Source organism: Pseudomonas sp. 2hn (assembly GCF_019646095.1).
Classification (GTDB): Bacteria; Pseudomonadota; Gammaproteobacteria; order Pseudomonadales; family Pseudomonadaceae; genus Aquipseudomonas; species Aquipseudomonas peradeniyensis.
On sequence record NZ_CP081016.1, the window covers coordinates 2,710,796 to 2,737,584 of the forward strand.

Sequence of the window (26,789 nt, forward strand, 5' to 3'; positions counted from 1 at the left end):
TGTGAGGAACTTCCATGAGCGCTATAACCATTACCGACGCCGCCCATGATTACCTGGCCGATCTGCTTTCCAAGCAGAACACGCCTGGCATCGGCATCCGTATTTTCATCACCCAGCCGGGTACCACCTACGCCGAGACCTGCATCGCCTACTGCAAGCCGGGCGAGGAGAAGCCCGACGACCAGCCGGTGGGCCTGAAGAGCTTCACCGCCTACCTCGACGCGGTCAGCGTGCCGTTCCTCGAGGACGCGCTGGTCGACTACGCCACCGACCGCATGGGCGGCCAGCTGACCATCAAGGCGCCGAACGCCAAGGTGCCGATGGTCAATGAAGACAGCCCGATCAACGAGCGCATCAACTACTACCTGCAGACCGAGATCAACCCGGGTCTGGCCAGCCACGGCGGCGCCGTGAGCCTGGTGGACGTGGTCGACGACGGCATCGCCGTGCTGCAGTTCGGTGGCGGCTGCCAGGGCTGCGGCCAGGCCGACGTGACGCTGAAGGAAGGCATCGAGCGCACCCTGCTCGAGCGCATTCCGGAGCTCAAGGGCGTGCGTGACGTGACCGACCACAGCCAGAAGGAAAACGCCTACTACTAAGGCGGCTTTCCAATCGCGGGGCAAGCCCGCTCCCACGCCTGGGTCCCACTTGGATCACGGCGTGGGAGCGGGCTTGTCGGAACGCCGCACCGCCCGCGCTGCTTTTCAGGCGTTGTGCCTTGATCCCTAGCAACAAAGTGTTACTGATTCAACCCCTGCGACAACCGGTCGCGCCCCGTAAACAAAGGGCTGCAGCCCGATTGGCCGGATGTCGGGTGGATGGTGTGGGGGGAGCGTGACAGAATGCCCCGGTTTTCTGGCCGGCCCATCCCAGGGGTCGGCACCTTCCCTGTAAAGGATGGTTCCATGAATGATCTGTTGACCCGGCGCGCGGTAGTCGCCGGGATGGGCGTACTGGGGCTTGGCCTGCTGGCGGGTTGCAACCCGGCCCGGGGCCTGGATTTCAAGTACGGCAAGAACATGAGCAACGAGATCCTCGGGCGCAAATTCAAGCTCAAGGACACTCAAGGCAACGAGCGCACCCTGTCGAGCTTCTACGGCTCGATGCCGATGATCTTCTTCGGCTTCACCCAGTGCCCGGCGGTCTGCCCGACCGCGCTGGCGCGGATCGTCCAGATCAGGAAGATCCTCAGGGGTCGTGACCGCGAGCTGTTCCAGCCGGTGTTCATCACCCTGGACCCGGAGCGCGACACCCCCGAGGTGCTCGATGCCTACACCAAGGCCTTCGACCCGTCGATCGTCGCCCTGACCGGCACCCCCGAGGAAATCGACGCGGTGGCCCGGGAGTTCAAGGTGTTCTACGAAAAGGTCCCGGCCGGCGACACCTATACCATCTCTCACTCGTCCACCAGCTACGTCTACGATACACGTGGCACCCTGCGCCTGAGCCTGGGTCATTCCCTGAACGCCAAGGAATGCGCCGAAGACCTGGTCACCCTGATGGAGATCTGCTGAATGTCGATGCAACCGATCAAACGCGGCCTGGCCGCCCTGGCCCTGCTGGGCATGACCCTGCCGGCATTCGCCCAGACCACCGTGAGCGACGCCTGGGTCCGCGCCAGCGTGCCGCACCAGCAGTCGACCGGTGCCTTCATGACCCTGACCGCCAGCAGCGACAGCAAGCTTGTGAGCGTCGCCTCGCCCGTGGCCAAGACCGTGCAGGTGCACGAGATGACCATGAACGGCGATGTGATGGGCATGCGTGAGGTGAAGTCGGTCGAGTTGCCGGCGGGCAAGGCGGTGAAGCTGGACCCGAACGGCTACCACGTGATGCTGATGGGCCTGAACCAGCAAGTGAAGGAAGGCGAGCAGGTGCCGCTGACCCTGACCATCGAGGATGCCAAGGGCGCCAAGGAAACCCTGCAGGTGCAGGCACCGGTGCGCGCGCTCAACGCCGAGAGCGGCGGCGGGCATGACCATATGCACATGAACCACTGATACAGCCACCATCGCGGGTCAAGCCCGCTCCCACGCCATCGGTGGGAGCGGGCTTGACCCGCGATGCTTTTCGGCGGTCAGCTACGAAAACGTGGCAGCGGCCGCTCGATGTTCAGCGAGGTCAGGGTCTTGCGCACCTGCGCATCCTCGGCCTCCAGCGCCTTCAGGCTGGCGCGGATCTTGCCGGCGGCGGGCACATCGCCCTGGCGGTCGATCCAGTCGGCGATCTCCTTGCAGGCGCTGCTCAGGCAGGCCTGGCGCTGGCTCATCAGCGACAGGAGCGTGGTGATTTCTCGTTCGGACATGACGCGATCCTCCATTCAGCCCCTTGAGTGTAGCAGCGCCCGGCCAGGCTGCTCGTAGTCGATGGCCAGTGCCCAGCCCGCCAGCGCACAGACAAACAGCGTCGCCCCCATAGCCTGGCAAGCACCCGCCAGCAGCAGTCCCGCGCCAATCTGCAGGTAGTAGAACAAGCCGAACAACGCGCCCGCCGTGCCACGGCAGTCGGCGTAGTCGACCAGCGCCGAGCCCAGCACCAGCGGAATCGCCATGGCGAAGGCGAACATCACCAGGGCCATGGCCAGCACCGTCCACAGGCTGTCGCCCAGCCCCAGCAGTGCCAGCGCCGCCAGCAGGTCGAGCAGGCACGCCAGGCGCAGCAGGCGCGCCGTGGCCACCCCGCGCTGCAACAGTCGTGCATTGAGGCGCGCGCCCAGCAGCGAGCCGAGCGCCAGCGCCGCGCCGGAGTAGCCCATCCACGGGCTGGCGCCGAGGCGCTCGAAAACAAACGGCGCCAGGCTGTACCAGCTGAACACGCTGATGTTGAACACCGCCACCAGGGCGCTGGCCAGCAGCACGCGACGGTCATGCAGCAGGCGCCGCAGCACTCGGCCGAGCGCGGGCGTCGCCTGCGCGGCGGGGCGCGTCTCGGGCAGGCCGCGCCAGGTCCAGGCGAGCAGCGGCGCGGCCATCAGCAGCTGGCCGGCGAGTACACCGTGATAGCCGAACAGCCGGTCCAGCCAGGCGCCGCTGATCAGCCCGAGCGCCGGGCTGAGCGCCAGGCATACGCCGATCAGCGAGAACACCCGGGCCAGTTCAGGACCGGCGTGGCGATCGCGCAGGATGGTCTGGGTGACCACGGAGCCCACCGCCGCGGCGAAGGCCGCCACGATCCGCGCCAGCAGCAGTTGGCTGAAGTCGACCGCCAGCAGCGCCGCCAGTGCTGCGGTGGTATAGAGCAACAGGCCGGCAAGCATGGCCGGGCGCCGCCCCCACAGGTCGCAGGCACGCCCCCAGGCCAGCACGCCGACGGCAAACGCGACGAAGTACAGCGAAAGGGTCAGCGAAGCCTGGGCAGCGCTGACGGCGAATGCTTCGGCCAAGGAGACCAGGGCAGGGCTGTAGAGGGTTTCGGCGACTTGCGGAAACATCAGCAGGGCGGTGGCCAGGGCCAGCCAGGAGCGGGAAAGCATGGGAGTGAACGCCTTGCAGCACAAACGGGCGCTCATGGTAGGGACGTTGTGCCGTGAGCTATTATCGCGATTCCGTTGCTCTATCGTTGAAATCGGACAATTACAGCCATGGCCTGGTTAGCCCCCGACGCCCACTTCGACCCCGATGCTTTCGACGCGCCGGTACTGGGCATCTGCTCGGCCCTGGGCGACCACGACTCGGGGCGCCACCGCCATGGCCGCGGCCAGGTGCTGTTCACCCGCCAGGGCTGTGTGCGCATCCAGACGCCCGGACGCCTGTGCCTGCTGCCACCGACCCAGGCTGCGTGGATTCCGGCGGGGCTGGAGCATCGGGCGCGCATGCGCGAAACGGTAGACTACCGCTCGCTGTATTTCAGCGCCGTGCTCAACGTGGAGCTGCCCGACGACGTGACGATCATCAGCGTCAACCCGTTGCTGCGCGAACTGCTCGAACGCATTGCCCAGGCACCGTTCGACACAGCCTGGGACCGAGGTGACCAGGCGCACCTGCTGGCGCTGTGCCTGGGCGAGCTACGGCTGGCACCGCGCCAGCCTATGTTCTTGCCACTGCCCGGCGATCGCCGCCTGGCCGGGCTGGTCGAGCGGCTCGAGCGCCTGCCGCCGGCGCTGGGTGAACTGGCGCGGCAGGTTGGCGCCAGCGAGAAGACCATCAGCCGCCTGCTGCGCCGGGATACCGGCATGTCCTATCAGCAATGGCGCCAGCAGTGGCGGTTGTTGCGGGCAATGGAACAGCTGGCGTTGCAGCGGCCGCTGGGCGCCATCGCCGACGACCTGGGCTTCGCCAGCGACAGTGCCTTCATCGCGTTCTTTCGCGGCATGACCGGCATCACGCCAGGCGCCTGGAACCGGGGCGCAGCTACAGGCCCAGACAGGCCTGGCGATAGGCCCCCGGCGTAACCCCATAGGCCTGCTTGAACTGGCGGCTGAGGTGGCTCTGGTCGGCGAAGCCCAGGGTGACGGCGACCTCCAGTGCCGGCAGGCCGCTGCGCAACAGCTCGCGGGCGCGGGCCAGGCGGCGCTGCTTGAGCCAGGCGTGGGGCGGCAGGCCGGTGGCCTGGCGGAACACCCGGGCGAAGTGGAACGGCGACAGGTTCACCGCCGCCGCCAGGGTTTCCAGCGAGGGCGGCTCGGCCAGCCGGCTCTCCAGCAGCTCGCGGGCACGGGCCACGGCCAGCGGCTCGTTGCCGGGGGCGGCGGGCTCGGCGCAGTGGCCGTGGCGCTGCACCAGCGCCAGCACCGCCTGGCGCCAGGCGGTCTGTTGCTCCAGGGCGCTGGCGCAGGACTCGGACAACTGGTGCAGATGGCTGAACGCGGCGGCCAGGGCCGGGTCCTGGATCACGCTGTCCTTGAACCGGGGCAGGCCGTGGCGGCCCAGCTCCAGTTCGTCGAGCACGCCGGTGACCCGCTCGTGCTCGGGGTAGAAGCCACGGTAGCGCCAGCCGGCCTCGTGGGCGGTGGCACCGGTGTGCAGCTCGTCGGGATTGATCAGCACCATGCTGCCCACCGGCGCCAGGTGCTCGCTGCCGCGGTGCCAGAAACGCTGGGCGCCGGATTCGATCACGGTGAACACGTAGCCTTCGTGCACATGCGGGGCGAAGCGCTGCTGGATGTAGCGGGCGTGCAGCATCTCGACGTCGCCGAGGGCGGGCGCCTGCCACAGGTGGGCCTGTTCGCGCAGGGGCGTGGTCATGCCAGCCAGCTGCGCAGGAGGAAGAAGATCAGCATGCTCGCCAGCATGCTCAGCAACACGCTGCGGGTCAACAGCACCAGGGCGATCGCCACCAGCGAACCGAGCAGGTAAGGGTTCAGCGGGCTCAGCTCGAGCTGGTGGCCGGGCAGGAAGATGATCGGCCCGCAGATCGCGGTGAGCATGCCGGGCACGGCGAAGCCGAGGAACTGCCGCGCATTGGAGCTCAGGCGCAGCGGCAGGCGCGGTTCGAGGAAGGCGTAGCGGTTGAGGAACACCAACGCGCCCATGGCGACGATCAGCAGCCAGATCATGAACGACCTCCGGAAAATTTCTGGCAGGTAAAGCCAGCGGCCATGCCCAGCAGGCCTGCCACCACCAGGGCGGTTTCCCAGTGCCAGTAGCTGAACAGCACCGAGCAGAACAGCGACACCGCCACGCACACCACGGTCGGCAGGTTGCGCACCAGCGGCGCGATCAGCGCGACGAAGGTGGCGACGATGGAGAAGTCCAGGCCCAGTTGGTCCAGGTGCGGGATGTTCTGGCCGAGGACGATGCCGGCCAGGGTGAACAGGTTCCACGCCACATAGAAGGTCAGGCCGACCCCCAGGGCGTACCAGCGGTTGAACTGCTGCTGGTCGTGGTGGCTGGTCAAGGCGAAGAATTCGTCGGTGAGCAGAAAGCCCAGGCCCAGGCGCCAGCGGGTCGGCAAGCCGGACATCACCGGGCGCATGGACAGCCCGTAGAGCAGGTGCTGCGAGGTCAGCAGCAGGGTGGTGAGCAGGATCGACAGCAGGTTGGCGCCACCCTTGAGCATGCCGATGGCCACCAGTTGCGCGGCGCCGGCGAAGACGATGGCCGACAGGCCCTGGCCTTGCCAGGCGCTGAGGTTGGCCTCGATGGCCATGGAGCCGGCCAGCAGGCCCCAGGGCGCGACGGCCAGGGACAGCGGCAGGATGGCGATGGCACCGTGGAGGAAGGCGTGGCGGGCGAGCGGTGGACTGGACATGGGAGCGACAACGAATCGACAGGGCAGGCCAGCATGACAGAGCGGCGCGGGGGCGGCTTGAACGATCTTGCTTTGTTATCGATCATGCCGGCCCCTGTAGGGGTTCAGACCATGGCCAGGCGCTGCTTGCGGGTCGGCGCGGGGAAGGCCTGGTCGATGGCCCGCAGGTCTGCTTCGCTCAACATCAGCCCTGCCGCCGCCGCGTTCAGGCGCACATGTTCCGGGTCGGTGGCCTTGGGAATGGCGATTACGCCCTCCCGGCGCGTGACCCAGGCCAGGCTCACCTGGGCCGGCGTGGCGCCATGGCGCTCGGCGATATCGCCCAGCACGGGATGTCGCAACAGGCGTCCGGCCTGGGCCAGCGGGCAGTAGGCCATGGTCGGCAGGCCCTGCTGCCGGCTCCAGGGCAGCAGGTCGAACTCGATACCGCGCTCGGCCGGGTTGTACAGCACCTGGTTGGTGGCGCAGGCGGGGTTGTCGAGTTCGCGCAGGTCGTCGAGGTCGAAGTTGGACACGCCCCAGCGGCGAATCTTGCCCTGTTCGATGAGGCGCTCGAAGGCCTCGACGGTCTCCTCCAGCGGATACTGGCCGCGCCAGTGCAGCAGGTACAGGTCGATGCAGTCGGTGCCCAGGCGTTCGAGGCTGCGCTCGCAGGCGGCCGGTACACCGCGTCGGCTGGCATTGTGCGGATAAACCTTGCTGACCAGGAACACCTGGTCGCGACGCCCGGCGATGGCCTGGCCAACCACCTGCTCGGCGCCGCCCTCGGCGTACATCTCGGCGGTGTCGATCAGGCCCAGGCCCAGTTCGATACCCTGTTGCAGGGCCGCCACCTCGGCGGCCCTGCGTCCAGGATCCTCGCCCATGTACCAGGTGCCCTGGCCGATGGCCGGAACGCGGGAACCCGCCAGATTCACGTAACGCATGTCACCTCCTGTGGATGGGTATGGGTCAGCAGCACATCGAGCAGCGCCTCGGCAGCCTTGGACAGTTTGTGATCGCTCAGGGCGATCACGCCGATGCGCCGCTCCACGGTCGGTTCGACCAACGGCACGCAGCGGGCGCCGAGCTCCTGCATCTGCCCGATGCACAGCGCCGGCACCGCGCTGACCCCCAGGCCGCTGGCGACCATGCGGCCGATGGTCGACAGCTGGTGGCTCTCGAAGGCCACCGCCAGCTTGCCATGGTTGGCGGCCAGGTGCTGCTCCAGCAGCAGGCGCACCGCGGAAGGCCGTTGCAGGGCGATGAAATCCTCGGCCAGCAGCTGCGGCCAGCGCACCTGGGGCTGGCGGGCGAGGGGCGAGTCGGCGGGCACCACCGCGACGAAACGGTCCAGGTACAGCGGGTGGAAGCGCAGCGCCTCGCTGCTCTCGGGCTCGAAGCCGATGCCCAGTTCGACGCGACGGTGGCGCACCAGTTCCAGCACCTGCTCGTTGATCACATCGTGCACGGTGACGTTGACCTTGGGGTAGCGCTGGCGGAACACCTTGAGCGACTGTGGCAGCAGGTTGCCGGCGAAGGCCGGCATGGCCGCCACCGAGACCCGCCCCAGCTGCAGGGTAAAACGCTGGCGCAGCATCTCCTCGGTGTCGTCCCAGTCGGCCAGCAGGCGTCGGGCAAGCGGCAGCAGCACCTCGCCCTCGGGGGTCAGGCTGACGCTGCGGGTGGTGCGGGTGAGCAGGGCGCCGCCGAGGTTGTCCTCCAGCGCCTTGATGGTCAGGCTCAGGGCCGGTTGCGAGACATGCAGGTGCTCGCCGGCCTGGGCGAAGCTCTGGTACTTGGCCACGGTGACGAAGGCGCGCAGCTGCTTGACGTTCATGGGGCGGGCCCTTTGTTTTGTAAAAGTTATCAATCGATGACGAAAACAAAATTAACAAATCAGTCGACTACAGTGAAGATGACCGTACGGTTCCAACAACTACAAAAGGCGACTGAGCATGGCCGGACTGGACAAGCGTGTAGCAACTTATGAAGAGGCCCTGGCGGGCCTGACCGACGACATGACCGTGCTGGCCGGCGGCTTTGGCCTGTGCGGCATCCCCGAGAACCTCATCGCCGAGATCAAGCGCCGCGGCGTCAAGGGCCTGACCGTGGTGTCCAACAACTGCGGCGTCGACGGCTTTGGCCTGGGCGTGCTGCTCGAGGACCGGCAGATCCGCAAGATGGTCGCCTCCTATGTCGGCGAGAACGCCGAGTTCGAACGCCAGCTGCTCAGCGGCGAACTGGAAGTGGAACTCACCCCGCAAGGCACCCTGGCCGAGAAGATGCGTGCCGGCGGCGCCGGCATCCCGGCCTTCTTCACCGCCACCGGCTACGGCACCCCGGTCGCCGAAGGCAAGGAAGTGCGCGAGTTCAACGGCCGCAAGTACATCCTCGAAGCATCCATCACCGGCGACTTCGCCATCGTCAAGGGCTGGAAGGCCGACCACTACGGCAACGTGGTGTACCGCAACACCGCGCAGAACTTCAACCCGCTGGCCGCCACCGCCGGCAAGATCACCGTGGTCGAGGTCGAGGAGATCGTCGAGCCCGGCGTGCTGCTGCCCAGCGAGATCCACACCCCGGGCATCTATGTCGACCGGGTCATCGTCGGCACCTTCGAGAAGCGCATCGAAAAGCGCACCGTCAAGGCCTGAGCGCCGTCCTCAAGAACAACAAAGAGATCCTGACCATGGCATTGACTCGCGAACAAATGGCGCAACGCGTCGCCCGTGAACTGAAGGACGGCTACTACGTCAACCTCGGCATCGGCATCCCCACCCTGGTGGCCAACTACGTGCCCGAGGGCATGGAAGTGATGCTGCAGTCGGAGAACGGCCTGCTGGGCATGGGCGAGTTCCCCACCGAAGCCACCATCGACGCCGACATGATCAACGCCGGCAAGCAGACCGTCACCGCCCGCCGTGGCGCGTCGATCTTCGATTCGGCGCAATCCTTCGCCATGATCCGTGGCGGTCATGTCGACCTTACCGTGCTCGGCGCCTTCGAGGTGGATGTGCAAGGCAACATCGCCTCGTGGATGATCCCCGGCAAGCTGGTCAAGGGCATGGGCGGCGCCATGGACCTGGTGGCCGGTGCCGACAACATCATCGTCACCATGACCCACGCCTCCAAGGACGGCGAGTCCAAGCTGCTGCCCAAGTGCAGCCTGCCGCTGACCGGCGCCGGCTGCATCCGCAAGGTGCTCACCGACCTGGCCTACCTTGAGATCGAAAACGGTGCCTTCATCCTGCGCGAGACCGCCCCGGGCGTGAGCGTCGAGGAAATCATCGAGAAGACCGCCGGCAAGCTGATCGTGGCGGACGATGTGAAGGAAATGACGTTCTAATCAAGCATCATCCGCCCTGTGGGGCGAACCCGTGGGAGCGGGCTTGCCCCGCGATGACGTCATTCCAGGTGCCACGACCGCCTGGTCGGACGCTATCGCGGGGCAAGCCCGCTCCCACGTTTGCGTCCCCACAGGGCTTTGCAATACCTGTTGAAAACTCCACCAATAAAACCAAAAAAGGAAAACATCGTGGCCGCTGATATCCAAGACAGCCGCTCCGCCCGCTTTGCCCTGCGCTGCTCCAACTGGGCCGAACGCTGGTTCCCCGACTCCTGGGTGTTCGCCGCCCTGGCGGTGATGCTGGTGTCCCTCGGCGCCCTGGCCATGGGCGGCAAGCCCACCGACACCGCCAAGGCCTTCGGTGACGGCTTCTGGAGCCTGATCCCGTTCACCATGCAGATGGCCTTCGTGGTCATCGGCGGCTATGTGGTGGCCAGTTCGCCGCCCGCCGCCCGGCTGATCGACCGCCTGGCGCGGCTGCCGAGAAACGGCCGCTCGGCGGTGTGCTGGGTGGCGCTGATCTCGATGCTCGCGTCCTTGCTCAACTGGGGCCTGTCGCTGGTGTTCGGCGGCCTGCTGGTGCGCGCCCTGGCCCGCCGCACCGATCTGAAGATGGACTACCGCGCCGCCGGCGCCGCCGCCTACCTGGGCCTGGGCGCGGTGTGGGCGCTGGGCCTGTCGTCGTCGGCCGCTCAGCTGCAGGCCAACCCGGCCAGCCTGCCGCCGTCGATCCTGTCGATCACCGGGGTAATTCCGTTCACCGAAACCATCTTCCTCTGGCAGTCCGGGGTGATGCTCGCCGCGCTGGTGGTCGTCTCGCTGGTCGTGGCCTATGCCACCGCGCCCGGGCCGAACAGCGCCCGCAGCGCCCAGGACTGCGGCGTCGACCCGAGCTTCAGTGCGCCGCCGTCGCCACAGCGCACCCGCCCGGGCGAGTGGCTGGAATACAGCCCGATCCTGATCCTGCTGCTGGTCGCCCTGGCCGCCGGCTGGCTGTACCAGGAGTTCGCCACCAAGCCTGCGATCACCGCGATCTCTGGCCTGAACACCTACAACCTGCTGTTCATCATGCTCGGTGCCTTGCTGCACTGGCGCCCGCGCAGCTTCCTCGACGCGGTGACCCGTGCCGTGCCGACCACCACCGGGGTGCTGATCCAGTTCCCGCTGTACGGCTCGATCGCCGCCATCCTCACCCAGGTCAAGGGCGCGGACGCCCAGACCCTGGCCCACCATATCTCGGTGTTCTTCACCCAGATCGCCACCCATGACACCTACGCGCTGCTGATGGGCGTGTACTCGGCGGTGCTCGGTTTCTTCATCCCGTCCGGCGGCGGCAAGTGGATCATCGAGGCGCCCTACGTGATGCTGGTGGCCAACGACCTGCAGTATCACCTGGGCTGGGCGGTGCAGATCTACAATGCCGCCGAGGCGCTGCCAAACCTGATCAACCCGTTCTACATGCTGCCGCTGCTGGGGGTACTGGGGCTCAAGGCGCGCGACCTGATCGGCTTCTCGTTCGTGCAGTTGCTGGTGCATGTGCCGCTGGTGCTGGTGTTGCTGTGGGCGCTGGGCACGACCTTGCAGTATGTGCCACCGGTGATGCCGTAAGACCCAGGTCGTGGAGCTGCACGGCAGCTCCACGTCGTTCACGGCGACAGGGCGAAAATTTTTCTCTGTAGCGCAACAGCTCTATCTCAATGCTTTCATTCAATACGCAGAGCCGTGTTACAAAAATCTCGGTGATGGCAAATTGACGTCAATATGATGTCAAAATAGTATGCCCGCCACTTTGCACTGTTCACCAGGGATTGGTCATGGCGGGACGTCTAGTTTCAGGGCGCAAAACGGCCCTCTGTGCGCTTGTCGGCCTGCTATGCAGCCCTGTGGCCTGGGCCGTTTCACCCGGCGACCAGGACCTGATCCGCGACCGCCAGGACCGTCTGCTCGAAGAGCAGCAGCGCCGTCTCGAAGAACTGCGCAACCTCCCCGGCAAGGCCGCCGAACCCGGTGAGTCGCAACCGGCGGCCGACAGCCGCTGCTTCACCATCCACACCATCGAGCTCAAGGGCGCCGACAGCCTGTCCGCCGCCGACCGCGACCGCCTGCTCAAGCCCTTCATCGACCAGTGCCTGGGCGTCACCCAGCTCAATGCCTTGCTCAAGGCCATCACCGACCATTACCTGGGTCGCGGCCTGGTCACCAGCCGCGCCTACCTGCCGCAGCAGGACCTGTCCTCGGGCCATCTGCAGGTACTGGTGGTGGAAGGGCGCTTGGAAGGGCTGCGCCCGGACCCGGCCAGCGGTCTGAGCGACCGTGAGCTGGGCATGGCCTTTCCCGGCGATATCGACCAGCGCCTGAACCTGCGCGAGATCGAGCAGATGGTCGACCAGCTCAACCGCCTGCCGTCGAACAAGGCGCAGATGGAGCTGACCCCGGGCAAGGCCGTCGGCGGCAGCGAAGTGCTGGTGCGCAACACCCAGCAAAAACCTTGGCGCGCCTCGCTGTCGCGCAACAACGAAGGCCAGCGCAGCACCGGCGAGCAGATGCTCAACCTCGGCCTGGAATGGGACAGCCCGCTGGGCCTGGCCGACCAGCTGATGCTGCGCGGCGGCCACGACGTGGTCAGCGACCACTCCCAGGGCTCGAAGAACGGCGTGCTGTTCTACAACCTGCCGTGGGGCTGGTGGAACTTCACCTACAGCTACAGCGAGAGCGAATACCGCTCCCTGGCCCAGGCCAACGGCTTTGCCTTCAAGCAGACCGGCGACAGCCAGAACCACCAGCTGCGCGCCGAGCGCGTGGTGCACCGCGATGCCACCAGCAAGACCTCGCTCAATGCCGGCATGGCCCACCTGCGTACCAACAACTACATCGAGGACAGCCGCCTGGCCGGCAGCAGCAACCGCCTGAGCGAGGCGCAGTTCGGCATCAACCATGGCCGGCGCCTGGGCAATGCCTTCGTCAACCTCGACCTGGGCACCCAGGAGGGCATCGGCGCCTTCGACGCCCAGGACAACGGCCATCCACGCCCGGGCCAGCCGGTGGCGCGCTACCGCAAGTACAGCGCCACGCTCAGCTACGTGCAGGGTTTCCAGCTCTTCGGCGAGCGCCTGAGTTTCAGCAGCCTGGCCACCGGCCAGCGCAGCGAGGACGTGCTGTTCAGCCCGCAACGCATCAGCCTTGGCGGTCTGTCGTCGGTGCGCGGGCTGAAGGACCAGTCGTTGTCCGGCGACAGCGGCGGCTACTGGCGCAACGACCTGCGCTGGACCCGCCCAGTGAACTGGCCGCTGCTGCAACCTCTGGTGGCCGAGTACGGCCTGGGCCTGGGCTACGACCTCGGGGTGATCCGCAACGATCGCTACAACGGTGAGTACCACGGCCGTGCCAACAGCCATTCGCTGGAGCTGTTCGCCCGTGGCCAGCACATGGCCGCCAGCGTGACCTTCGCCCACAGCCTGGAACGCCCCGACGTGCTGACCGACAAGGAACGGCCGGTGTATTTCCGCCTGGACTTCTTCATTTGACCGCCTGATTCACGAGACCTGACATGGACGTTCGCCTGTTTGCCTTCCTGGCCCGCCAACGCTCGGCCGCAATCCAGCACCGTGAGCATTTCTGCGGGTTGCCCAAGCGTGGCCTGGCCTTCCTGCTGGCCAACGCCATGTTCTGGCAGCCGCTGTGGGCGCAGGCCGCCGAAGGTGTGGTGGTCAGCGGGCCGGGGACCAGCCTCGGCCAGGCGGGTAACGGCGTGCCGATCGTCAACATCGCCGCGCCCAACGGCAGCGGGCTGTCGCACAACCAGTTCAGCGACTACAACGTCGGCCAGCAGGGGCTGATCCTCAACAACGCCACCGAGCGCACCCAGGCTACCCAGCTGGGCGGGATCATCGTCGGCAACCCGAACCTGCAAGGGGCGGCGGCCAATGTCATCCTCAACGAAGTCAACGGCGCCAACGCCAGCCAGCTGCGCGGCTATACCGAAGTGGCCGGGCATGCGGCCAAGGTCATCGTCGCCAACCCTCACGGCATCACCTGTGATGGCTGTGGCTTCATCAACACGCCACAGGTGACCCTGAGCACCGGCAAGCCGGTGCTCGACGGCCGTGGCGCGCTCAGTGGCTATCAGGTGGATGGCGGCAGCGTGGCCCTGGAAGGGACGGGGTTGAATGCCGACAACGTCGAACGCTTCGACATCATTACCCGCTCGGCACGCCTGAACGCGCAGTTGCGCGCCCGTGAACTGAACATCATCACCGGGCGCAACGACGTCGACGCCCAGACCCTGGCCGCGACACCGCGTGCAGGCAATGCGGCCGATGCGCCGGCCCTGGCCATCGACTCCAGCGCCCTGGGTGGCATGTACGCCGGAGCCATTCGCCTGGTAGGTACCGAGGCGGGCGTCGGTGTGCGCCTGGCAGGGGACGTGGCGGCCAGTGGCGGTGATATCCGCCTGGACGCCAACGGCCAGCTGAGCCTGGCCCAGGCCAGCGCCAGTGGCGCGGTCAAGCTGCAGGCCGCCGGCGTCGACCTGCAAGGGCCGGTGCATGGCGCCAGCCAGGTCGAGGTGCGCAGCAGTGCCGACCTGACCTCTCGCCAGGCGATCACTGCCGGCAACCGAATCAGCGTCCAGGCCACAGGCACACTGGTCAACCAGGGCGTGATCGAGGCCGGCGTGAATGCCGATGGCAGCCGCAACGCCCGGGGTGACGTGAGCATCGCCAGTGGGCAGTTGCTCAACAGCGGCAAGAGCATCGTCGCCAGCCGCGACCTGGATCTCGCGGTACAAGGGCAGCTGGATAACCGCAGCGGTACCCTCAGTGCCGGGCAGGACAGCCGGATCACCAGCGCCGCCCTGGACAACAGCGCCCAGGGCAGGGTGCTGGCGGGGCGCGACCAGACCGTGCAGGCGACACAGACCCTGGGCAACCAGAACGGCCTGATCAGCGCCGGCCAGGCCCAACGCATCACTGCGCAGACCCTGGACAACCGCGGCGGCGAGCTGTCGGCGCAGCGCAACACGCTGGGCGCCAACCAGCTGGACAACCAAGGCGGCCGGCTGAGCGCCGGGCAGGCGCTGGACATCACCGTCGCCGGGCGCCTGGACAACCGCGCCGGCGCCCTGGCTGCCGGGCAGGACCTGCACCTGCAGGCCGCCAGCGTCGACAACCGCAATGCCGGGCGCATCGCCAGCGATGGCCAGGCCACGGCGCGCCTGGGCCAGCTCGACCAGCGCGGCGGGGGCCAGTTGCACGGCGCCAAGGCGCTGACCCTGGACATGGCCGACGGCCACCTGGACAACAGCGAGGGCGGCCTGCTCACCACCCCGGGCCAACTGACCCTGCAACGCCTGGGCACCGTCGACAACCACGGCGGCGAGATCTCCGCCGGCCAGGCCTATGCGCTGGTGGCGCGGCAACTGGACAATACCTCCGGCAAGCTGCTCGGCGGCAATGACCTGCGGGTGCAGATTGCCGGGCAACTGGCCAACACCGCCGGCCTGATCGCCGGCCACCAGCTGACCCTGAGCGCCGCGACCCTGCTCAGCCAGGACGGCACCGTGCAGGCGCGCGGCGGCCTGCAAATGACAGTCGCCGGCCAGCTGGACAACAGCCGTGGCCGATTGCTGGCCGAGCAGGCCTTCGTGCTGCAGGCTGGCAGCCTGGTCAACCTGGAGGGGCAGATCGCCGGCAACGGCAGCCTGCTGCTGACCAGCACCGGGCTGGACAATCGCCAGGGGCGCATCAGTGCCGCCCAGGGCCTGACCCTGGATCTCTCCCGTGGTCACTGGAACAACGAGGGCGGCACGCTGCAGAGTCCGGGTACCTTGCTGCTGCGCAACCTGGCCACGGTCGGCAACCGCCGGGGTGAGATCTCCAGCCAGCAGGGCTTCAGCCTGGCTGCCGACAGCCTGGACAACCAGGACGGCAAGCTGCTTTCCGAGCAGGCGCTGACCGTGCGCATTGCCCAGGCCCTGGACAATGCCCGGGGGCGCATTGCCGCACAGGCGCTGGATGTTCATGCAAGCCGTCTGGACAACGCTGCCGGGGAACTGGTCAGCAACGCCGGACTGAGTGCGCGCATCGACGCCGAACTGCTCAATCGCGCAGGGCTGATCAGCGCCGGTGGTGCGCTGTCGCTCGCCGGCGCGGGCCTGGACAACCACACTGGCAAGCTCCTGGCTACAGGCGATATCGACCTCGACCTGCAGGCGCTGGACAACCGGGCCGGGCAGATCAAGGGCGCGGGGCGCCTGGTGTTCACGGGCCAGCGCCTGGATAACGGCGATGCCGGCGTGCTCGAAAGCACAGGGGCCGTGACGATCACCAGCGATGTGCTTGTCAACCGCCAGGCTGGTCAACTGCGCAGCGGTGACCTCCTGGTGTTGAAGGCAAGAGAGCTGGACAACAGCCAGGGCGGCCGTATCGCCAGCCACAAGGGGCTGTTGGCCGAGCTTGGACGCCTGGACCAGCAGGCGGGCGGGCACCTGGTCAGCGATGGCGACCTGACGCTCGACCTGTCGCTCGGCGCATTGGACAACCGCGGCGGCCTGATCCACACCCCCGGGCAGCTGGTGCTTCGGCAACTGGCCGGTGTCGACAACCGTGGTGGCGAGATATCCAGCGCCAGGGGATTCACCCTGGCCGCCCACAGCCTCGACAATGGCGATGGCACGCTGCACAGCGACCAGGCGCTGAAGGTGCTGGTGGAGCATGCCCTGGCCAACGCCCATGGCCTGGTCTCGGCGACCAGCCTGGAGTTGCGTGCCGCCAGCCTGGCCAACCATGGCGGGACCCTGGGGGCCGAGCGGGACCTGGACCTGGACGTCGCCGGCGCCGTGGACAACGGCGAGGGCGAAATATCCAGCGGTGGCCTGACCCAGGTGCGTGCCGCGTCCCTGGACAACCGAGGGGGGGAAGTCCTCGGCGATGTGGCTACTCACGTGAACGTCACCGGGGCCCTGGACAACCGTGCCGGGGTCCTCAGCACCGGCCAGGACCTGCGGGTCGAGGCCGGCAGCCTGGACAACAGCGGCCGTGGCAGCCTGACCAGCGATGGCGCGTTACGGGTCGGCACGGGCGCCTTGCTGAACAACCGCGAGGGTGGGCAGATCCGCGCCAAGGGGCTGATCGACCTGGCGTTCGGGCGCCTGGACAACCACGCCGGCCTGGTTAGCGGCGCCGATCTGCTGACGTTGCGCGGCACCAGTGTCGATAACCAGCAGGGTACCCTGCATGCCGACCGCCAGCTGCAATCGACCGTCGACAGCCTCGACAACCGCAAGGGCCTGTTGCGTGGCAAGGAGGGCCTGACGTTCGCCGGTCGCTACCTGGACAACCGCGAGGGCCTGCTCACCGCCGGTGCGTTGCTGCGCCTGGACGCGGCCGAGGTGGACAATGGCAAGGGCCGCATGGCCAGCCGCGGCGAGGTGAGCGCGGATGTCCGTCAGTTGCGTCAGCAAGGCGGCGAATTCGTCGCCGAAGGGCGCCTGACCCTGCGCGGTGATGCGCTCGACAACAGCGGTGGGGGGCTGGTCTCCGGCAACGCGGGACTCGATCTGCAGGTTGCCGGCACCGACAACCGTGGCGGCCGGCTGGCCAGCCTGGCGCGGGTCGACATCGCGGGCGAAAGGCTGGACAACAGCGAAGGCGGCAAGGTGCTGGCGGGCACGCGCCTGGCGCTGGTGCTGGACCGCTTGATCAACCAGAGCAAGGGGTTGCTGTTCGGTCAGCAGGTCGAGCTGGGCATGGCACAGCTGGATAACCGGGGTGGGACCATCGGCGCGGGCCAGCATCTGCAGCTTGGCCAGTCCGCCAGCGGCCAGGGCTTGGGTGCGACGCTGCTCGACAACCGCACGGGGCGGTTGTACAGCGACGGCAGCCTGAACCTCGATGGCGCGTCCCTGCTCAACCAGCAAGGCACGCTATCGGCCAAGGGCGACCTGCGCGCCACCGTCGCGCAGGGGCTGAACAACCAGGGCGGCCGCATCGAGACTGACGCCAGCCTGGTGCTGGCCAGTGCCAGCGTCGACAACCGCAACGGCGGTCGACTCACCGCCGAAGCCAACCTGAACCTCGACACCGGCACCCTGGACAATGGCCAGGCGGGTGTCGTACGCAGCGGCGAGCGTCTGCAGCTCACGGCCGGGCAGGTCGGCAACCAGGCCACCGGCAGCATTTCCGCGCGCACGCTCAAAGCCAGTGTCACCGGCCTTGACCAGCAGGGCGGGGAGCTGTTCAGCCTGCAGGGGCTGGAACTGGACCTGAACCACGGCCGGCTGGACAACAGCGGCGGCCTGATTCGTGGGCCTGGCCCGCTGGTGCTGCGCAACCTCGGCGAGGTGGTCAACCAGCGTGGCGAGATTTCCAGCCTGCAGGCCTACACGTTGCTTGCCGACAGCCTGGACAACACCGAGGGCAAACTGCTGGGCGGCGAGCACCTGACCGTGCGCATCGCCCGCCAGCTCGACAACCTGCGCGGCCAGGTCAGTGCCCGAGGGCTTGAGCTCAGTGCCGCCGGCTTGAACAACCAAGGCGGATTGCTGGGCAGTCTCGGCGGTTTGCAGCTTCAGGTTGGCGCAGCGTTGGATAACCAAGGTGGCACCGTGCAGGCCGATGGCGATCTCGACCTGGGCGCCGCCACCGTGCTCAATGCCGAGGGCAAGCTGTCGGCCAAGGGTGACTTGCAGGCACGCCTGGTGGCGCTGGACAACCGGCAAGGCAAGGTCCAGGCCGAGGGGGCGCTGGCCTTGGACGCCGACCAGGTCGACAACCGCGCGGCGGGGCTGCTGGGGGCCACCGGCGCCCTGGTGCTAAAGGCCGCGACCCTGGACAACCGCGGCGGCGAGATCAACGGCAAGGGCAGCGTCACGCTTGTCGGACAACGCCTGGACAACAGCACCGGGGGCCTGCTGCTGGCCAAGGGCCTGTTGACGCTCGAACAGCGGGTGACCCTCAACCAGCAAGGCCTGATCGGTGCCGGCAGTGTCCACCTGCGCGGTGCCAGCCTGGACAACCGCGGCGGCGAGTTGCGTGGTGACACCGGCCAGGACCTGGAGGTCGAGGGCGACCTGCTCAACGACCAGGGACGCATCACCAGCGAAGGCGGTTTGCGTCTGGTCGGCGCCCTGCTGGGCAACAACGCTGGCCTGTTGTCCAGCGCCGGCGACCTGTGGCTAGAAAGCCAGGGGGCGGTGACCAACCGCGGCGGCCAGGTGATAGCCAACGGGCGTCTCGACCTGGCCGGCGCCAGCCTCGACAGCCGGGCCGGCACGATCAGTGCCAAGGATGCACTGCGCATCACCACCGGCAATCTCGATAACCAGGAGGGTGGGCGCCTGACCAGTGGCGCCAGCCTGAGCCTCGACGCGGCCCGACTGGACAACAGCGGCGGCCGCATCACCAGCCAGCAGGCCCTGGTCGCCAACGTCACCAGCCTGCGACAGCAGGGCGGTACCCTGTACAGCGCGCAGCGCATCGAGCTGGACCTCGACCACGGCGAGCTGGATAACCAACAGGGGTTGATCAACACCCCTGGCCAGCTGCTGCTCAAGCGCCTGGCGCGTGTCGACAACCGGGGCGGTGAAATCTCCAGCGCCAGCGCCTTCAGCCTGGCGGCGACCGAGTTGGACAACGGCAACGGCAAGTTGCTCGGCCAGCAGGGTTTGAATCTGCTGGTGGAGCGCGCCTTGCTCAACCTCAAGGGGCAGATCGCCGCCGCAGGCGTGGCGCTCAAGGCGGCGAGCCTGGCCAATGCCGGCGGCCACATCAACAGCCGGGGTGACCTGCGCCTGGACGTCGCCGGCCTGCTCGGCAACCAGGCCGGCGGCCTGGTGAACGCCCGCCAGCTGCTCGAGCTGAACGCCGCCAACCTGGACAACCAGGGCGGCCAGGTGCTGACCGAGCAACGCCTGACAGTGCAAGCCGGCCAAATCGACAACAGCGCCAAGGGCCTGATTAGCAGCAAGGACAGCCTGGTGTTGAGCACCGGCCAGTTGCGCAACGATGCCGGCGAGATTTCCGCCAAGGGCGCGCTGCAGGTGCGGGCCACCCGCCTCAGCCAGCAAGGCGGACGCCTGTTGAGCGAGGGCAGCCTGGCCTTGCTGTTCGAGGGGCTGGCCGGTGATCTCGACAACCGTGCGGGGCTGATTCACGGCAAAGGTCCGTTGACCCTGGCCAACCTGCGCGACCTCGACAATCGCCAGGGCGAAATTTCCAGCGCGCAGGGCTTCAGCCTCGGCGCGCGCACCCTCGAAAACGGCGCCGGGCGGCTGATCAGTACCGGGCGCCTGACGCTGGGCGCCGACCGGCTGCTCAACCAGGGCGGCCTGGTGTCCGGCAGCCAAGGCCTGGAGGTAACCGCCAGCAGCCTGGACAACCGCAACGGCGGCACGCTCTCCAGCCGGGAGGGCGACCTGACGATCACGCTCGGCGCAGCGCTGGACAACAGCCTGGGCGGCGCGCTGGTCAGCCAGGGCCTGCTCCAGGTCAAGGCGGCCAGCCTCGACAACCGTGGCGGGTTCCTGGCCAGCGCCGCGGCGCAGCACCTGGACCTTGGCAACGGTACCCTGGACAACCGCCAGGGCGGTCGGATCGACAGCGGGGCGGCTTTCAGCCTGCGCGCCGCCGGCCTGGACAACTCAGGCGGCACGCTGGTCGGGCTGGACACCCTGACCCTGGACCTTGCCGGCCAGCTGAGCAACGTCCAGGGCAAGCTGCTCAGCGGCGCGGGCTTGCAGGTGCGGGGCACCGCCGTGGTGCTCAACCAGGGAGGGCAACTGGTCAGCCAGGCCGGGCTGCGCCTGGTCGGGGCCAGCCTCGACAATAGCGACAAGGGCACGCTGGCCGCCAATGGCGACGTCCAGCTGGACCTCACGGGCGCCATGCTCAACGACCGTGACGGCCTGATCCACGCCGATGCCGGCAGCCTCGTGGTGCACGCCGCACGCGTGAGCAACCATGGCGGCGCCGCCCAGGCCAAGAGCGCTGTCACCCTCACCAGCCTCGGCGCGCTGGACAACCAGGGCGGCAAGCTGATCGCGCAGGGCGGCAACCTGCTGCTCGAGGCTGACAGCGTCGACAACCGTGGCGGAGTGCTCGCCAGCCTGCAAGGGCTGCTCGATGCCAAGGTCGGCGGCCTGCTGGGCAACGCCCAGAACGGTATCATCCAGGCGCGCCAGCTCAAGCTGATCGCCCTCGGCGGGCTGGACAACAGCAGTGGCCGCCTGGCCGCCCAGGCCGGCGCCCTGGACGTACGCACCGCCAACCTGAACAACCGCGGTGGCAGCCTGTTTGCCCTGGGGCAGTTGGGCATCGACGCCATCGACCTGGACAACGGCGGCAATGGCCAGATCGCCGGCCAGTCCGTGGAGTTCGGGTTGCGTGGCAGCCTCATCAACACGGGCGGCATCATCGAGAGCGATAGCCGCCTGGGCCTGAGCGCAGCCGGCCTGAACAACCAGGGCGGCCAGCTGCGTACCCTGGGCAGTGCCGGCGGCACGCGCCTGCAGTTGACGGGGGCGCTGGACAACCGTGGCGGCGTGCTGGAAATCGCCAACCAGGACCTGAGCCTGCAGTCGGCGGGCTTCTTCAATGCCGGGGGGCGCCTGGTGCATGGTGGGGCTGGCACGTTCGATATCGGCCTGGCCAACCTCGGCGGGGCCGGCGGCGAAATCGTCACCCTTGGCGGCCTGACCCTGAACGCCGCGAGCTGGACCAACAGCAGCGTGATCCAGGCGGCGCGCCTGACGGTCAATGTCGGTGAGCTGGTGCAGACCGGCAGCGGTCAGTTGCTGGCAAGCGAAAGCCTGGTGGGCACGGGCACCAACTGGAGCAACGATGGCCTGATCGCCAGCAACGGCAGCCTGGCGCTGGCGCTGTCCGGCCGTTACGCCGGGGGTGGTCGCGCGACCAGCCTGGGGGCGCTGTCGCTGGATGCGGGCAGCATCGACCTGGCCAGCAGCGGCACGCTCGCCGGCGCCGGGAATGTGACCCTGGGCGGCGCGGGCAGCCTTGCGGCACTGGGCAACCTGGGCCGCGTCACGGCCGGGCAGACGCTGAAGATCAACGCCGGGCAGCTGGTCAACAGCGGCACGCTGGCAGGCTCGGGGGGCCTGCAGCTGACTGCCAGTGGCATCACCAACCAGGGCGGTGGGCTGATTTTCTCGGGTGCTGCCATGCAAGTGGCCACGGACAACCTGAACAACACCCTGGCGGACCTGTACGGCATCGGCGACATCGCCATCGGCGGCCTGCTGCCGGGTAGCCGGGCGACGCTGATCCGCAACCTGTCGGGGCAGATGCAGAGCCTGGGCAACTTCAGCCTGAATGCGACGCAGGTGGTCAACGAGCGCAACAACTTCAACGTAAACCGTGAGGTCATTTCCTCGGCGCTGGGGATTCGTTGCTATAGCTGCACGTCGCCAAGGCTGGGCATCACCAGGTCCGACCCTTCCCATTACGTCCTGGTCGAGCAAATTCGCACATCCGCGCCTACAGGTGCCGATGCCGTGGCGGCCAGCATTACCTCGGGGAAGGATCTGCATATCAGTGGCAGTCGGTTCACCAACAGCAACTCGCAGGTGGCGGCCAGCGGCAACATCAGCATCGTGGTCGATACCTTCGAGAACCAAGGTAGCGCAGTCGGGAACTTCACCAGCTTCAAGTACCTGGATGCGTCGGTCAATACGGTCGAAATGTATGCGTACAACCGGTACAACGATGCCCAGTACGCCTACGACTTCTGGTTCCTGAATGCCGACGGCCAGGCTTCGCGGATGCTGCCTCACAGTTTCAGGTGCTGTGGGCCACCCCGCGAGCAGTCCAACTGGCTCAACTTCGGCTCGGTTGCCGTGCAGTCGTGGAGGGGCAGCGATTACTACAACAGGAACTACCGTGCCCCTTCGCTGTACGCTCAGGGTGTTCGTGCCGAAGCACCCGCTGCGGTCAAGGGTGCCAACGTCTTTGGCGAAAAGATCATTGCTGGGGATGCCCAGACCTACCTGCCGGCAATCATCCAGGCCGGTGGCAATGTCTCGATCACAGCCGCCACGCGGTTGAGCAACGGGGTCGAGCAAGCCTGGAACGCACCGGGCGCCAACGCCGGGCGCACGCTGGACACACGCACGGCCGCCACCTTTACCCGTACGGTGGTGGCGCCGAACCGGCAATTGCCGCCTGACTTGGCCCAGCGCCAGGTCAACCCCCTGGATCTGCCCGGCTTTAGCCTGCCCACCAGCGGCAATGGCCTGTTCCGCCTGAGCAGCCAGGCCGCCAGCCAGGCCAGCGTGTCGGTGGCCGATCCGGCCCCCGCCAGCTGGACGCTGGGGGGCGCCAGCATCGACCTGCAACAGCGCCAGCAACCGCTGCCGCAGGTACAGGGACGCGCTGTCGATATCGCGGCGCTGGCGCCGAGCAGCGCCAGCGAGCGTCAACTGGGCGAGCGCCAGCGCCAGGGCATCGACCTGGATACGCGGATCGACACCGTCAGGGTCGAGGCGATCGCGGCGGGGCAGGGGCCACAGACGCTGCCAGGCCGCAGCGAACTGGGCGCAGGCCACCAGGCCACCCCTGTACAAGTGGAGGCGCCGCGCCTGGCCAGCGGATCGGGCGGTGGCGCCACTATCACGCAACCGGCTCCGGTACTGCCGACGGTCGCGGCCGTCAGCCCAAGCGTGGCCGCCGGCGTTTCCAGCCGGGCCAGCGCGGTCAACCCGCTGAGCATCCCCCGGGTGCAGGGCGTACCCGCCGCCACGACCGGCGCCCAGCCGCACAAGTACCTGATCGAAACCGACCCGGTGCTGACCGACCTCAAGCAGTTCATGAGTTCGGATTACCTGCTCGGCAACCTCGGCTATGACCCGGACAAGAGCTGGAAACGCCTGGGCGACGGTTTCTACGAGCAGCGCCTGATCCAGCAGGCGGTCACGGCCCGCACCGGCAAGCGCTACATCGACGGGCAGACCTCCGACGAGGCGCTGTATCGCCACCTGATGGACAACGCGCTGGCCAGCAAGCAGCAATTGAACCTGTCCGTCGGGGTGAGCCTGACGGCAGCGCAGGTGGCGGCACTGACCCACGACATCGTCTGGCTCGAAGAGCACCAGGTGATGGGTGAGAAAGTGCTGGTGCCAGTGTTGTACCTGGCCAACGCCAATGACCGGCTGGCACCCAACGGCGCCCTGATCGAAGGCAAGGACGTGACCCTGATCGCCGGCACCGACCTGATCAACCCCGGTACCGTGCGTGCCAGCAACAACCTGTCGGCCAGCGCGGGCGAGAACCTGGTCAACACCGGGCTGATCGAAGCCGGTGGGCGGGTCGACCTGCTGGCGGGCAACACCCTGTACAACGGTGCCGGCGGCATCATCAAAGGGCGTGACGTCAACCTCTCCACCTTGCTGGGCGACGTGGTCAACGAGCGCACCCAGTCGCAGGAGCAGGGCCGCTACACCACCTGGGCGACCCTGGACAGCGCCGCGCGCATCGAGGCGAGCAACGACCTGTCGATGTCCACCGGTCGCGACATGGTCAACGTCGGCGGCGTGCTGCAGGCCGGCCGCGACCTGGAGATGCGCACGGGCCGTGACCTGCTGATCGGCTCGGCCGAGCAGAGCACCCAGTACCGCAACGGGCGTCAGAGCAGCGAGAGCATCACCCAGTTCGGCTCGCAGGTTACCGCGGGCCGCGACCTGGGCATGTTCGCCGGCCACGACTTCACCGTTGTCGGCAGCGAACTGGAGGCCAAGCGCAACATCACCGTCGATGCCCTCAACGACCTGACCCTGGCCTCCGCGGCCAATGAGGAGCATTTCTACGCCAAGAGCAAAAAAGTCACGCGCCAGGAGGACCATGTCCGCCAGGTGGCGACCGACCTCAGGGCTGGCGGCGATGTCTCGCTCACGGCAGGCGAGGACCTCAGGCTTATCTCCAGCCGCGTCAGCGCGGGCGACGAGGCCTTCCTCTACGCCGGTGACCAGCTCGAACTGCTGGCCGAGACCGACAGCGATTACTCGCTGTACCAGAAAAAAAGCAAGGGCAGCTTCGGCAGCAAGAAGACCAGGCGCGATGAAGTCACCGACGTGCGTCATGTCGGCAGCGAGATCACCAGTGGTGGCGACCTGACCCTCCTCAGTGATGGCGACCAACGCTACCAGGTGGCCAAGCTCACCAGCGGCGCCGACCTGACCTTGGATAGCGGGGGCGGCATCACGTTTGAAGGAGTGAAGGACTTACATCAAGAGAGCCACGAGAAGAGCAAGTCGAGCCTTGCATGGACAAGCATGAGTGGCAAAGGCAGTACTGATGAGACCCTGCGTCAGAGCGAATTGGTCGCGAAGGGCAACCTCGCGATCAAGGCAGTCGACGGTCTGCAGATCGATATCAGACAAGTCAATCAGCAAACGGTCAGCGAAGCGATCGACGCAATGGTCAAGGCTAATCCGGACCTGGCTTGGTTGAAAGAGGCAGAGAAGCGCGGGGATGTCGATTGGAAACTGATCCAAGAAACACATGAAGCCTACAAGTACAGCCACTCAGGGCTTGGTCAGGGGGCCATGCTCGCGATCATCATCGTCGTGACTGTGCTGACGGCTGGTAGTGGCACTGCTGCAGCAATTGGCGCTTCTGCGGGGAGTGCTGCTCAAGGCGCAGCTTTGGCGGCAGGTATGTCGGCTACCACAGCAGCAACCATCGGTACAGCGGCCAGCGCAGCTGCAGTGGCGAGCTTTTCCGCAGCGGTATCGCAAGGCGCTGTCAGTGTCATCAACAACAAAGGCAACCTTGGCGCGGTAATGAAGGATGTGACCTCCGCAGATAGCATGAAAAGCTACCTGATTAGCGGGTTGGCGGCAGGGTTCGCCGCAGGTGTTCTGGACAAGGCCTTCGGTGTTTCAGGGGAAGATGTCTCAAAAGCCACGCATGGCTTTGATCTGGGCAAGATAGACGGCGCTACCAAGTTCGCAGGATATACGTTTGCCGAAAGTGGATTCGGAGCCGTTGCCAATACGGCGATAAATGGCGGTAGCCTCAAGGATAACTTGGCGCATGCGGCGATCAGCTCGGCAGCCGATGCCCTTTCTGCAGGCATATACAACCGCTTGGGTACGCAATTGGAGTTCTCTGGGCTGCCAGCCAAGCTTGGGGCGCATGCGTTGGTAGGCGGTTTGATTGCGGAACTGGCGGGAAGCGATTTCAGAACAGGGGCCTTGGCCGCGGGAGCGAACGAAGCGTTTGTCGCTACAGTTGGGGACAAGGTATTCAACAATGGTATGCATGACCAGTTACTGGCCATGACTTCGCAGTTGATCGGCCTCACGATTGCGGCGGCGGCGGGAGGTTCTGATAAGGACCAGGCCATTGCAGGTTGGGTGGCTTCGCAGGCGACGAAGTTCAATAGCCTGGATCATCCCACAGCGGAAGCTTTGCTTAATGAGCTGAAAGCCTGCAGAGCATCTGCTACCTGCAGCGAAGATAAGATCAAGGGGATTCTTGCTCGGACGGAAAAATTGTCAGCAAAGCGTTCGGCAATTATTGATGAGTGCAAAACGCGAGCCTGCGCCGACTCGATAAAGGGAAGCACGATATCTCTAGACACTCCAGTGGCCAAGGAGTTGCAGGCGTTCTTCAAGAACTCCATTGCTTATGATATGACCGGATTGCTCATCGGAGATCCAAGCAAGATCGCAATTCCATCGCAGGGTGTCGATTCCTGGGGTGCAACTTTCTTTACCGACGAACAGCTTCTTTTCGCCAAATACATCAAGGAGGGTTGGCTCACGCCTGACGAGGCCGCAAGGACAGATCAGTGGGCGAAGCAGACTGAGTGGCTGGATAAGGCGGCCGGGCGAAAACTCTCGATCAAAGAAAAAGCCTCGATGATCTCCGAGTTGAGTGCTGCGGCAGGTATGGCGATCCTGGGGGCAGGGAGAGGTGTAAAGGGGAGTGCCATTCCACAACCTGAGCTGATAGTCGCTGCAAATGGTTTGATGTATAAATCCAATCCAAAGCACACGGCTGGGCAGGCGGGGAACCGAGGTAATGCAGGCATCGAGCCCAAGGCCTCGCTTGAGCTGTTTGAAAAATCAATTCCTGCCCCCAAGACTGGTGGCAATAAGGAAACCCGGTATGCAGTGGACGCTGACGGGCAGGTGCACCGATTCATGGGCAGTAATGGCGAATACCACTGGAACGGTAGTACCGGCGACAGCCGAAGCCCTCTTCGCGGTAACCAGATACCTACGGATATACAGAAACTTTTGGGAGTGAAAATCAAGTGATTG

General features: G+C 66.5%; 16 protein-coding genes. 9 read left to right on the forward strand and 7 right to left on the reverse strand.

Annotated features, from left to right (window positions below):
• Nucleotides 1–14: 14 nt before the first annotated feature.
• The 3 genes from nfuA to K2O50_RS12380 all read left to right on the forward strand — a co-directional run bounded on the left by nfuA (nt 15) and on the right by K2O50_RS12380 (nt 1,997).
• Nucleotides 15–599 (forward strand): Fe-S biogenesis protein NfuA, encoded by a 585-nt coding sequence (gene nfuA / locus K2O50_RS12370; RefSeq protein ID WP_023630602.1) that lies wholly within the window; start codon nt 15–17, stop codon nt 597–599.
• Between the two features lie 306 nt (nt 600–905).
• A complete protein-coding gene (locus tag K2O50_RS12375; protein WP_050705121.1) occupies nt 906–1,514 on the forward strand; it encodes an SCO family protein in 609 nt (202 codons plus the stop codon).
• Nucleotides 1,515–1,997, forward strand: coding sequence for a copper chaperone PCu(A)C (locus K2O50_RS12380; protein ID WP_050705122.1), 483 nt, complete (start codon nt 1,515–1,517; stop codon nt 1,995–1,997). It begins immediately after the preceding gene.
• Between the two features lie 77 nt (nt 1,998–2,074).
• Here K2O50_RS12380 and K2O50_RS12385 read toward each other — a convergent pair whose 3' ends face one another.
• Both K2O50_RS12385 and K2O50_RS12390 read right to left on the reverse strand, forming a co-directional pair.
• Nucleotides 2,075–2,302 (reverse strand): hypothetical protein, encoded by a 228-nt coding sequence (locus K2O50_RS12385; protein ID WP_023630605.1) that lies wholly within the window; start codon nt 2,300–2,302, stop codon nt 2,075–2,077.
• 15 nt (nt 2,303–2,317) lie between these two features.
• The gene (locus K2O50_RS12390; protein ID WP_050705123.1) at nt 2,318–3,469 is read right to left on the reverse strand and encodes an MFS transporter; all 1,152 of its coding nucleotides are present in this window, start codon (nt 3,467–3,469) and stop codon (nt 2,318–2,320) included.
• 108 nt (nt 3,470–3,577) lie between these two features.
• Between K2O50_RS12390 and K2O50_RS12395 the strand changes: the two genes are divergently transcribed.
• A complete protein-coding gene (locus K2O50_RS12395) occupies nt 3,578–4,387 on the forward strand; it encodes a helix-turn-helix domain-containing protein (RefSeq protein ID WP_050705124.1) in 810 nt (269 codons plus the stop codon).
• On the opposite strand, the gene K2O50_RS12400 is transcribed toward K2O50_RS12395, so the two are convergent.
• From K2O50_RS12400 to K2O50_RS12420, 5 genes are all read right to left on the reverse strand, one after another.
• Nucleotides 4,347–5,180, reverse strand: coding sequence for an AraC family transcriptional regulator (locus K2O50_RS12400; protein ID WP_050705125.1), 834 nt, complete (start codon nt 5,178–5,180; stop codon nt 4,347–4,349). The genes K2O50_RS12395 and K2O50_RS12400 overlap by 41 nt on opposite strands.
• The gene (locus K2O50_RS12405) at nt 5,177–5,491 is read right to left on the reverse strand and encodes an AzlD domain-containing protein (RefSeq protein WP_050705126.1); all 315 of its coding nucleotides are present in this window, start codon (nt 5,489–5,491) and stop codon (nt 5,177–5,179) included. The genes K2O50_RS12400 and K2O50_RS12405 overlap by 4 nt, the downstream gene beginning before the upstream one ends.
• Complete coding sequence (locus K2O50_RS12410; RefSeq protein WP_050705127.1) at nt 5,488–6,186, reverse strand: AzlC family ABC transporter permease; 699 nt, start codon at nt 6,184–6,186, stop codon at nt 5,488–5,490. Before K2O50_RS12410 ends, K2O50_RS12405 begins: the two co-directional genes overlap by 4 nt.
• A 104-nt stretch (nt 6,187–6,290) precedes the next feature.
• Nucleotides 6,291–7,112, reverse strand: coding sequence for an aldo/keto reductase (locus K2O50_RS12415; protein ID WP_050705128.1), 822 nt, complete (start codon nt 7,110–7,112; stop codon nt 6,291–6,293).
• Nucleotides 7,100–8,005 carry a LysR family transcriptional regulator gene (locus tag K2O50_RS12420; RefSeq protein ID WP_050705129.1) on the reverse strand — a complete coding sequence of 302 codons (906 nt, stop codon included), beginning with the start codon at nt 8,003–8,005 and terminating at the stop codon, nt 7,100–7,102. The genes K2O50_RS12415 and K2O50_RS12420 overlap by 13 nt, the downstream gene beginning before the upstream one ends.
• Nucleotides 8,006–8,123: 118 nt before the next feature.
• Between K2O50_RS12420 and K2O50_RS12425 the strand changes: the two genes are divergently transcribed.
• The 5 genes from K2O50_RS12425 to K2O50_RS12445 all read left to right on the forward strand — a co-directional run bounded on the left by K2O50_RS12425 (nt 8,124) and on the right by K2O50_RS12445 (nt 26,786).
• The gene (locus K2O50_RS12425; RefSeq protein ID WP_050705130.1) at nt 8,124–8,822 is read left to right on the forward strand and encodes a CoA transferase subunit A; all 699 of its coding nucleotides are present in this window, start codon (nt 8,124–8,126) and stop codon (nt 8,820–8,822) included.
• A gap of 35 nt (nt 8,823–8,857) precedes the next feature.
• Nucleotides 8,858–9,514, forward strand: a complete 657-nt coding sequence (locus K2O50_RS12430) for a CoA transferase subunit B (protein ID WP_050705131.1) — start codon at nt 8,858–8,860, stop codon at nt 9,512–9,514.
• A 189-nt stretch (nt 9,515–9,703) separates the two neighbouring features.
• Nucleotides 9,704–11,122: a short-chain fatty acid transporter gene (locus K2O50_RS12435; protein WP_050705132.1), complete on the forward strand. Its 1,419-nt coding sequence runs from the start codon at nt 9,704–9,706 to the stop codon at nt 11,120–11,122.
• 206 nt (nt 11,123–11,328) lie between these two features.
• Nucleotides 11,329–13,038: a ShlB/FhaC/HecB family hemolysin secretion/activation protein gene (locus K2O50_RS12440; protein ID WP_220690020.1), complete on the forward strand. Its 1,710-nt coding sequence runs from the start codon at nt 11,329–11,331 to the stop codon at nt 13,036–13,038.
• 23 nt (nt 13,039–13,061) lie between these two features.
• Nucleotides 13,062–26,786: a DUF637 domain-containing protein gene (locus tag K2O50_RS12445; RefSeq protein WP_050705828.1), complete on the forward strand. Its 13,725-nt coding sequence runs from the start codon at nt 13,062–13,064 to the stop codon at nt 26,784–26,786.
• Nucleotides 26,787–26,789: the final 3 nt, after the last annotated feature.

What these genes read in the sequence shown, in the direction of transcription:
- K2O50_RS12425 (WP_050705130.1), top strand. Translation starts at nt 8,124, where the DNA reads ATGGCCGGACTGGACAAGCGTGTAGCAACTTATGAAGAGGCCCTGGCG.
- K2O50_RS12385 (WP_023630605.1), bottom strand. Translation starts at nt 2,302, where the DNA reads ATGTCCGAACGAGAAATCACCACGCTCCTGTCGCTGATGAGCCAGCGC.
- K2O50_RS12445 (WP_050705828.1), top strand. Translation starts at nt 13,062, where the DNA reads ATGGACGTTCGCCTGTTTGCCTTCCTGGCCCGCCAACGCTCGGCCGCA.
- K2O50_RS12375 (WP_050705121.1), top strand. Translation starts at nt 906, where the DNA reads ATGAATGATCTGTTGACCCGGCGCGCGGTAGTCGCCGGGATGGGCGTA.
- K2O50_RS12415 (WP_050705128.1), bottom strand. Translation starts at nt 7,112, where the DNA reads ATGCGTTACGTGAATCTGGCGGGTTCCCGCGTTCCGGCCATCGGCCAG.
- K2O50_RS12400 (WP_050705125.1), bottom strand. Translation starts at nt 5,180, where the DNA reads ATGACCACGCCCCTGCGCGAACAGGCCCACCTGTGGCAGGCGCCCGCC.
- K2O50_RS12430 (WP_050705131.1), top strand. Translation starts at nt 8,858, where the DNA reads ATGGCATTGACTCGCGAACAAATGGCGCAACGCGTCGCCCGTGAACTG.
- K2O50_RS12440 (WP_220690020.1), top strand. Translation starts at nt 11,329, where the DNA reads ATGGCGGGACGTCTAGTTTCAGGGCGCAAAACGGCCCTCTGTGCGCTT.
- K2O50_RS12420 (WP_050705129.1), bottom strand. Translation starts at nt 8,005, where the DNA reads ATGAACGTCAAGCAGCTGCGCGCCTTCGTCACCGTGGCCAAGTACCAG.
- K2O50_RS12395 (WP_050705124.1), top strand. Translation starts at nt 3,578, where the DNA reads ATGGCCTGGTTAGCCCCCGACGCCCACTTCGACCCCGATGCTTTCGAC.
- K2O50_RS12410 (WP_050705127.1), bottom strand. Translation starts at nt 6,186, where the DNA reads ATGTCCAGTCCACCGCTCGCCCGCCACGCCTTCCTCCACGGTGCCATC.
- K2O50_RS12405 (WP_050705126.1), bottom strand. Translation starts at nt 5,491, where the DNA reads ATGATCTGGCTGCTGATCGTCGCCATGGGCGCGTTGGTGTTCCTCAAC.
- nfuA (WP_023630602.1), top strand. Translation starts at nt 15, where the DNA reads ATGAGCGCTATAACCATTACCGACGCCGCCCATGATTACCTGGCCGAT.
- K2O50_RS12390 (WP_050705123.1), bottom strand. Translation starts at nt 3,469, where the DNA reads ATGCTTTCCCGCTCCTGGCTGGCCCTGGCCACCGCCCTGCTGATGTTT.
- K2O50_RS12380 (WP_050705122.1), top strand. Translation starts at nt 1,515, where the DNA reads ATGTCGATGCAACCGATCAAACGCGGCCTGGCCGCCCTGGCCCTGCTG.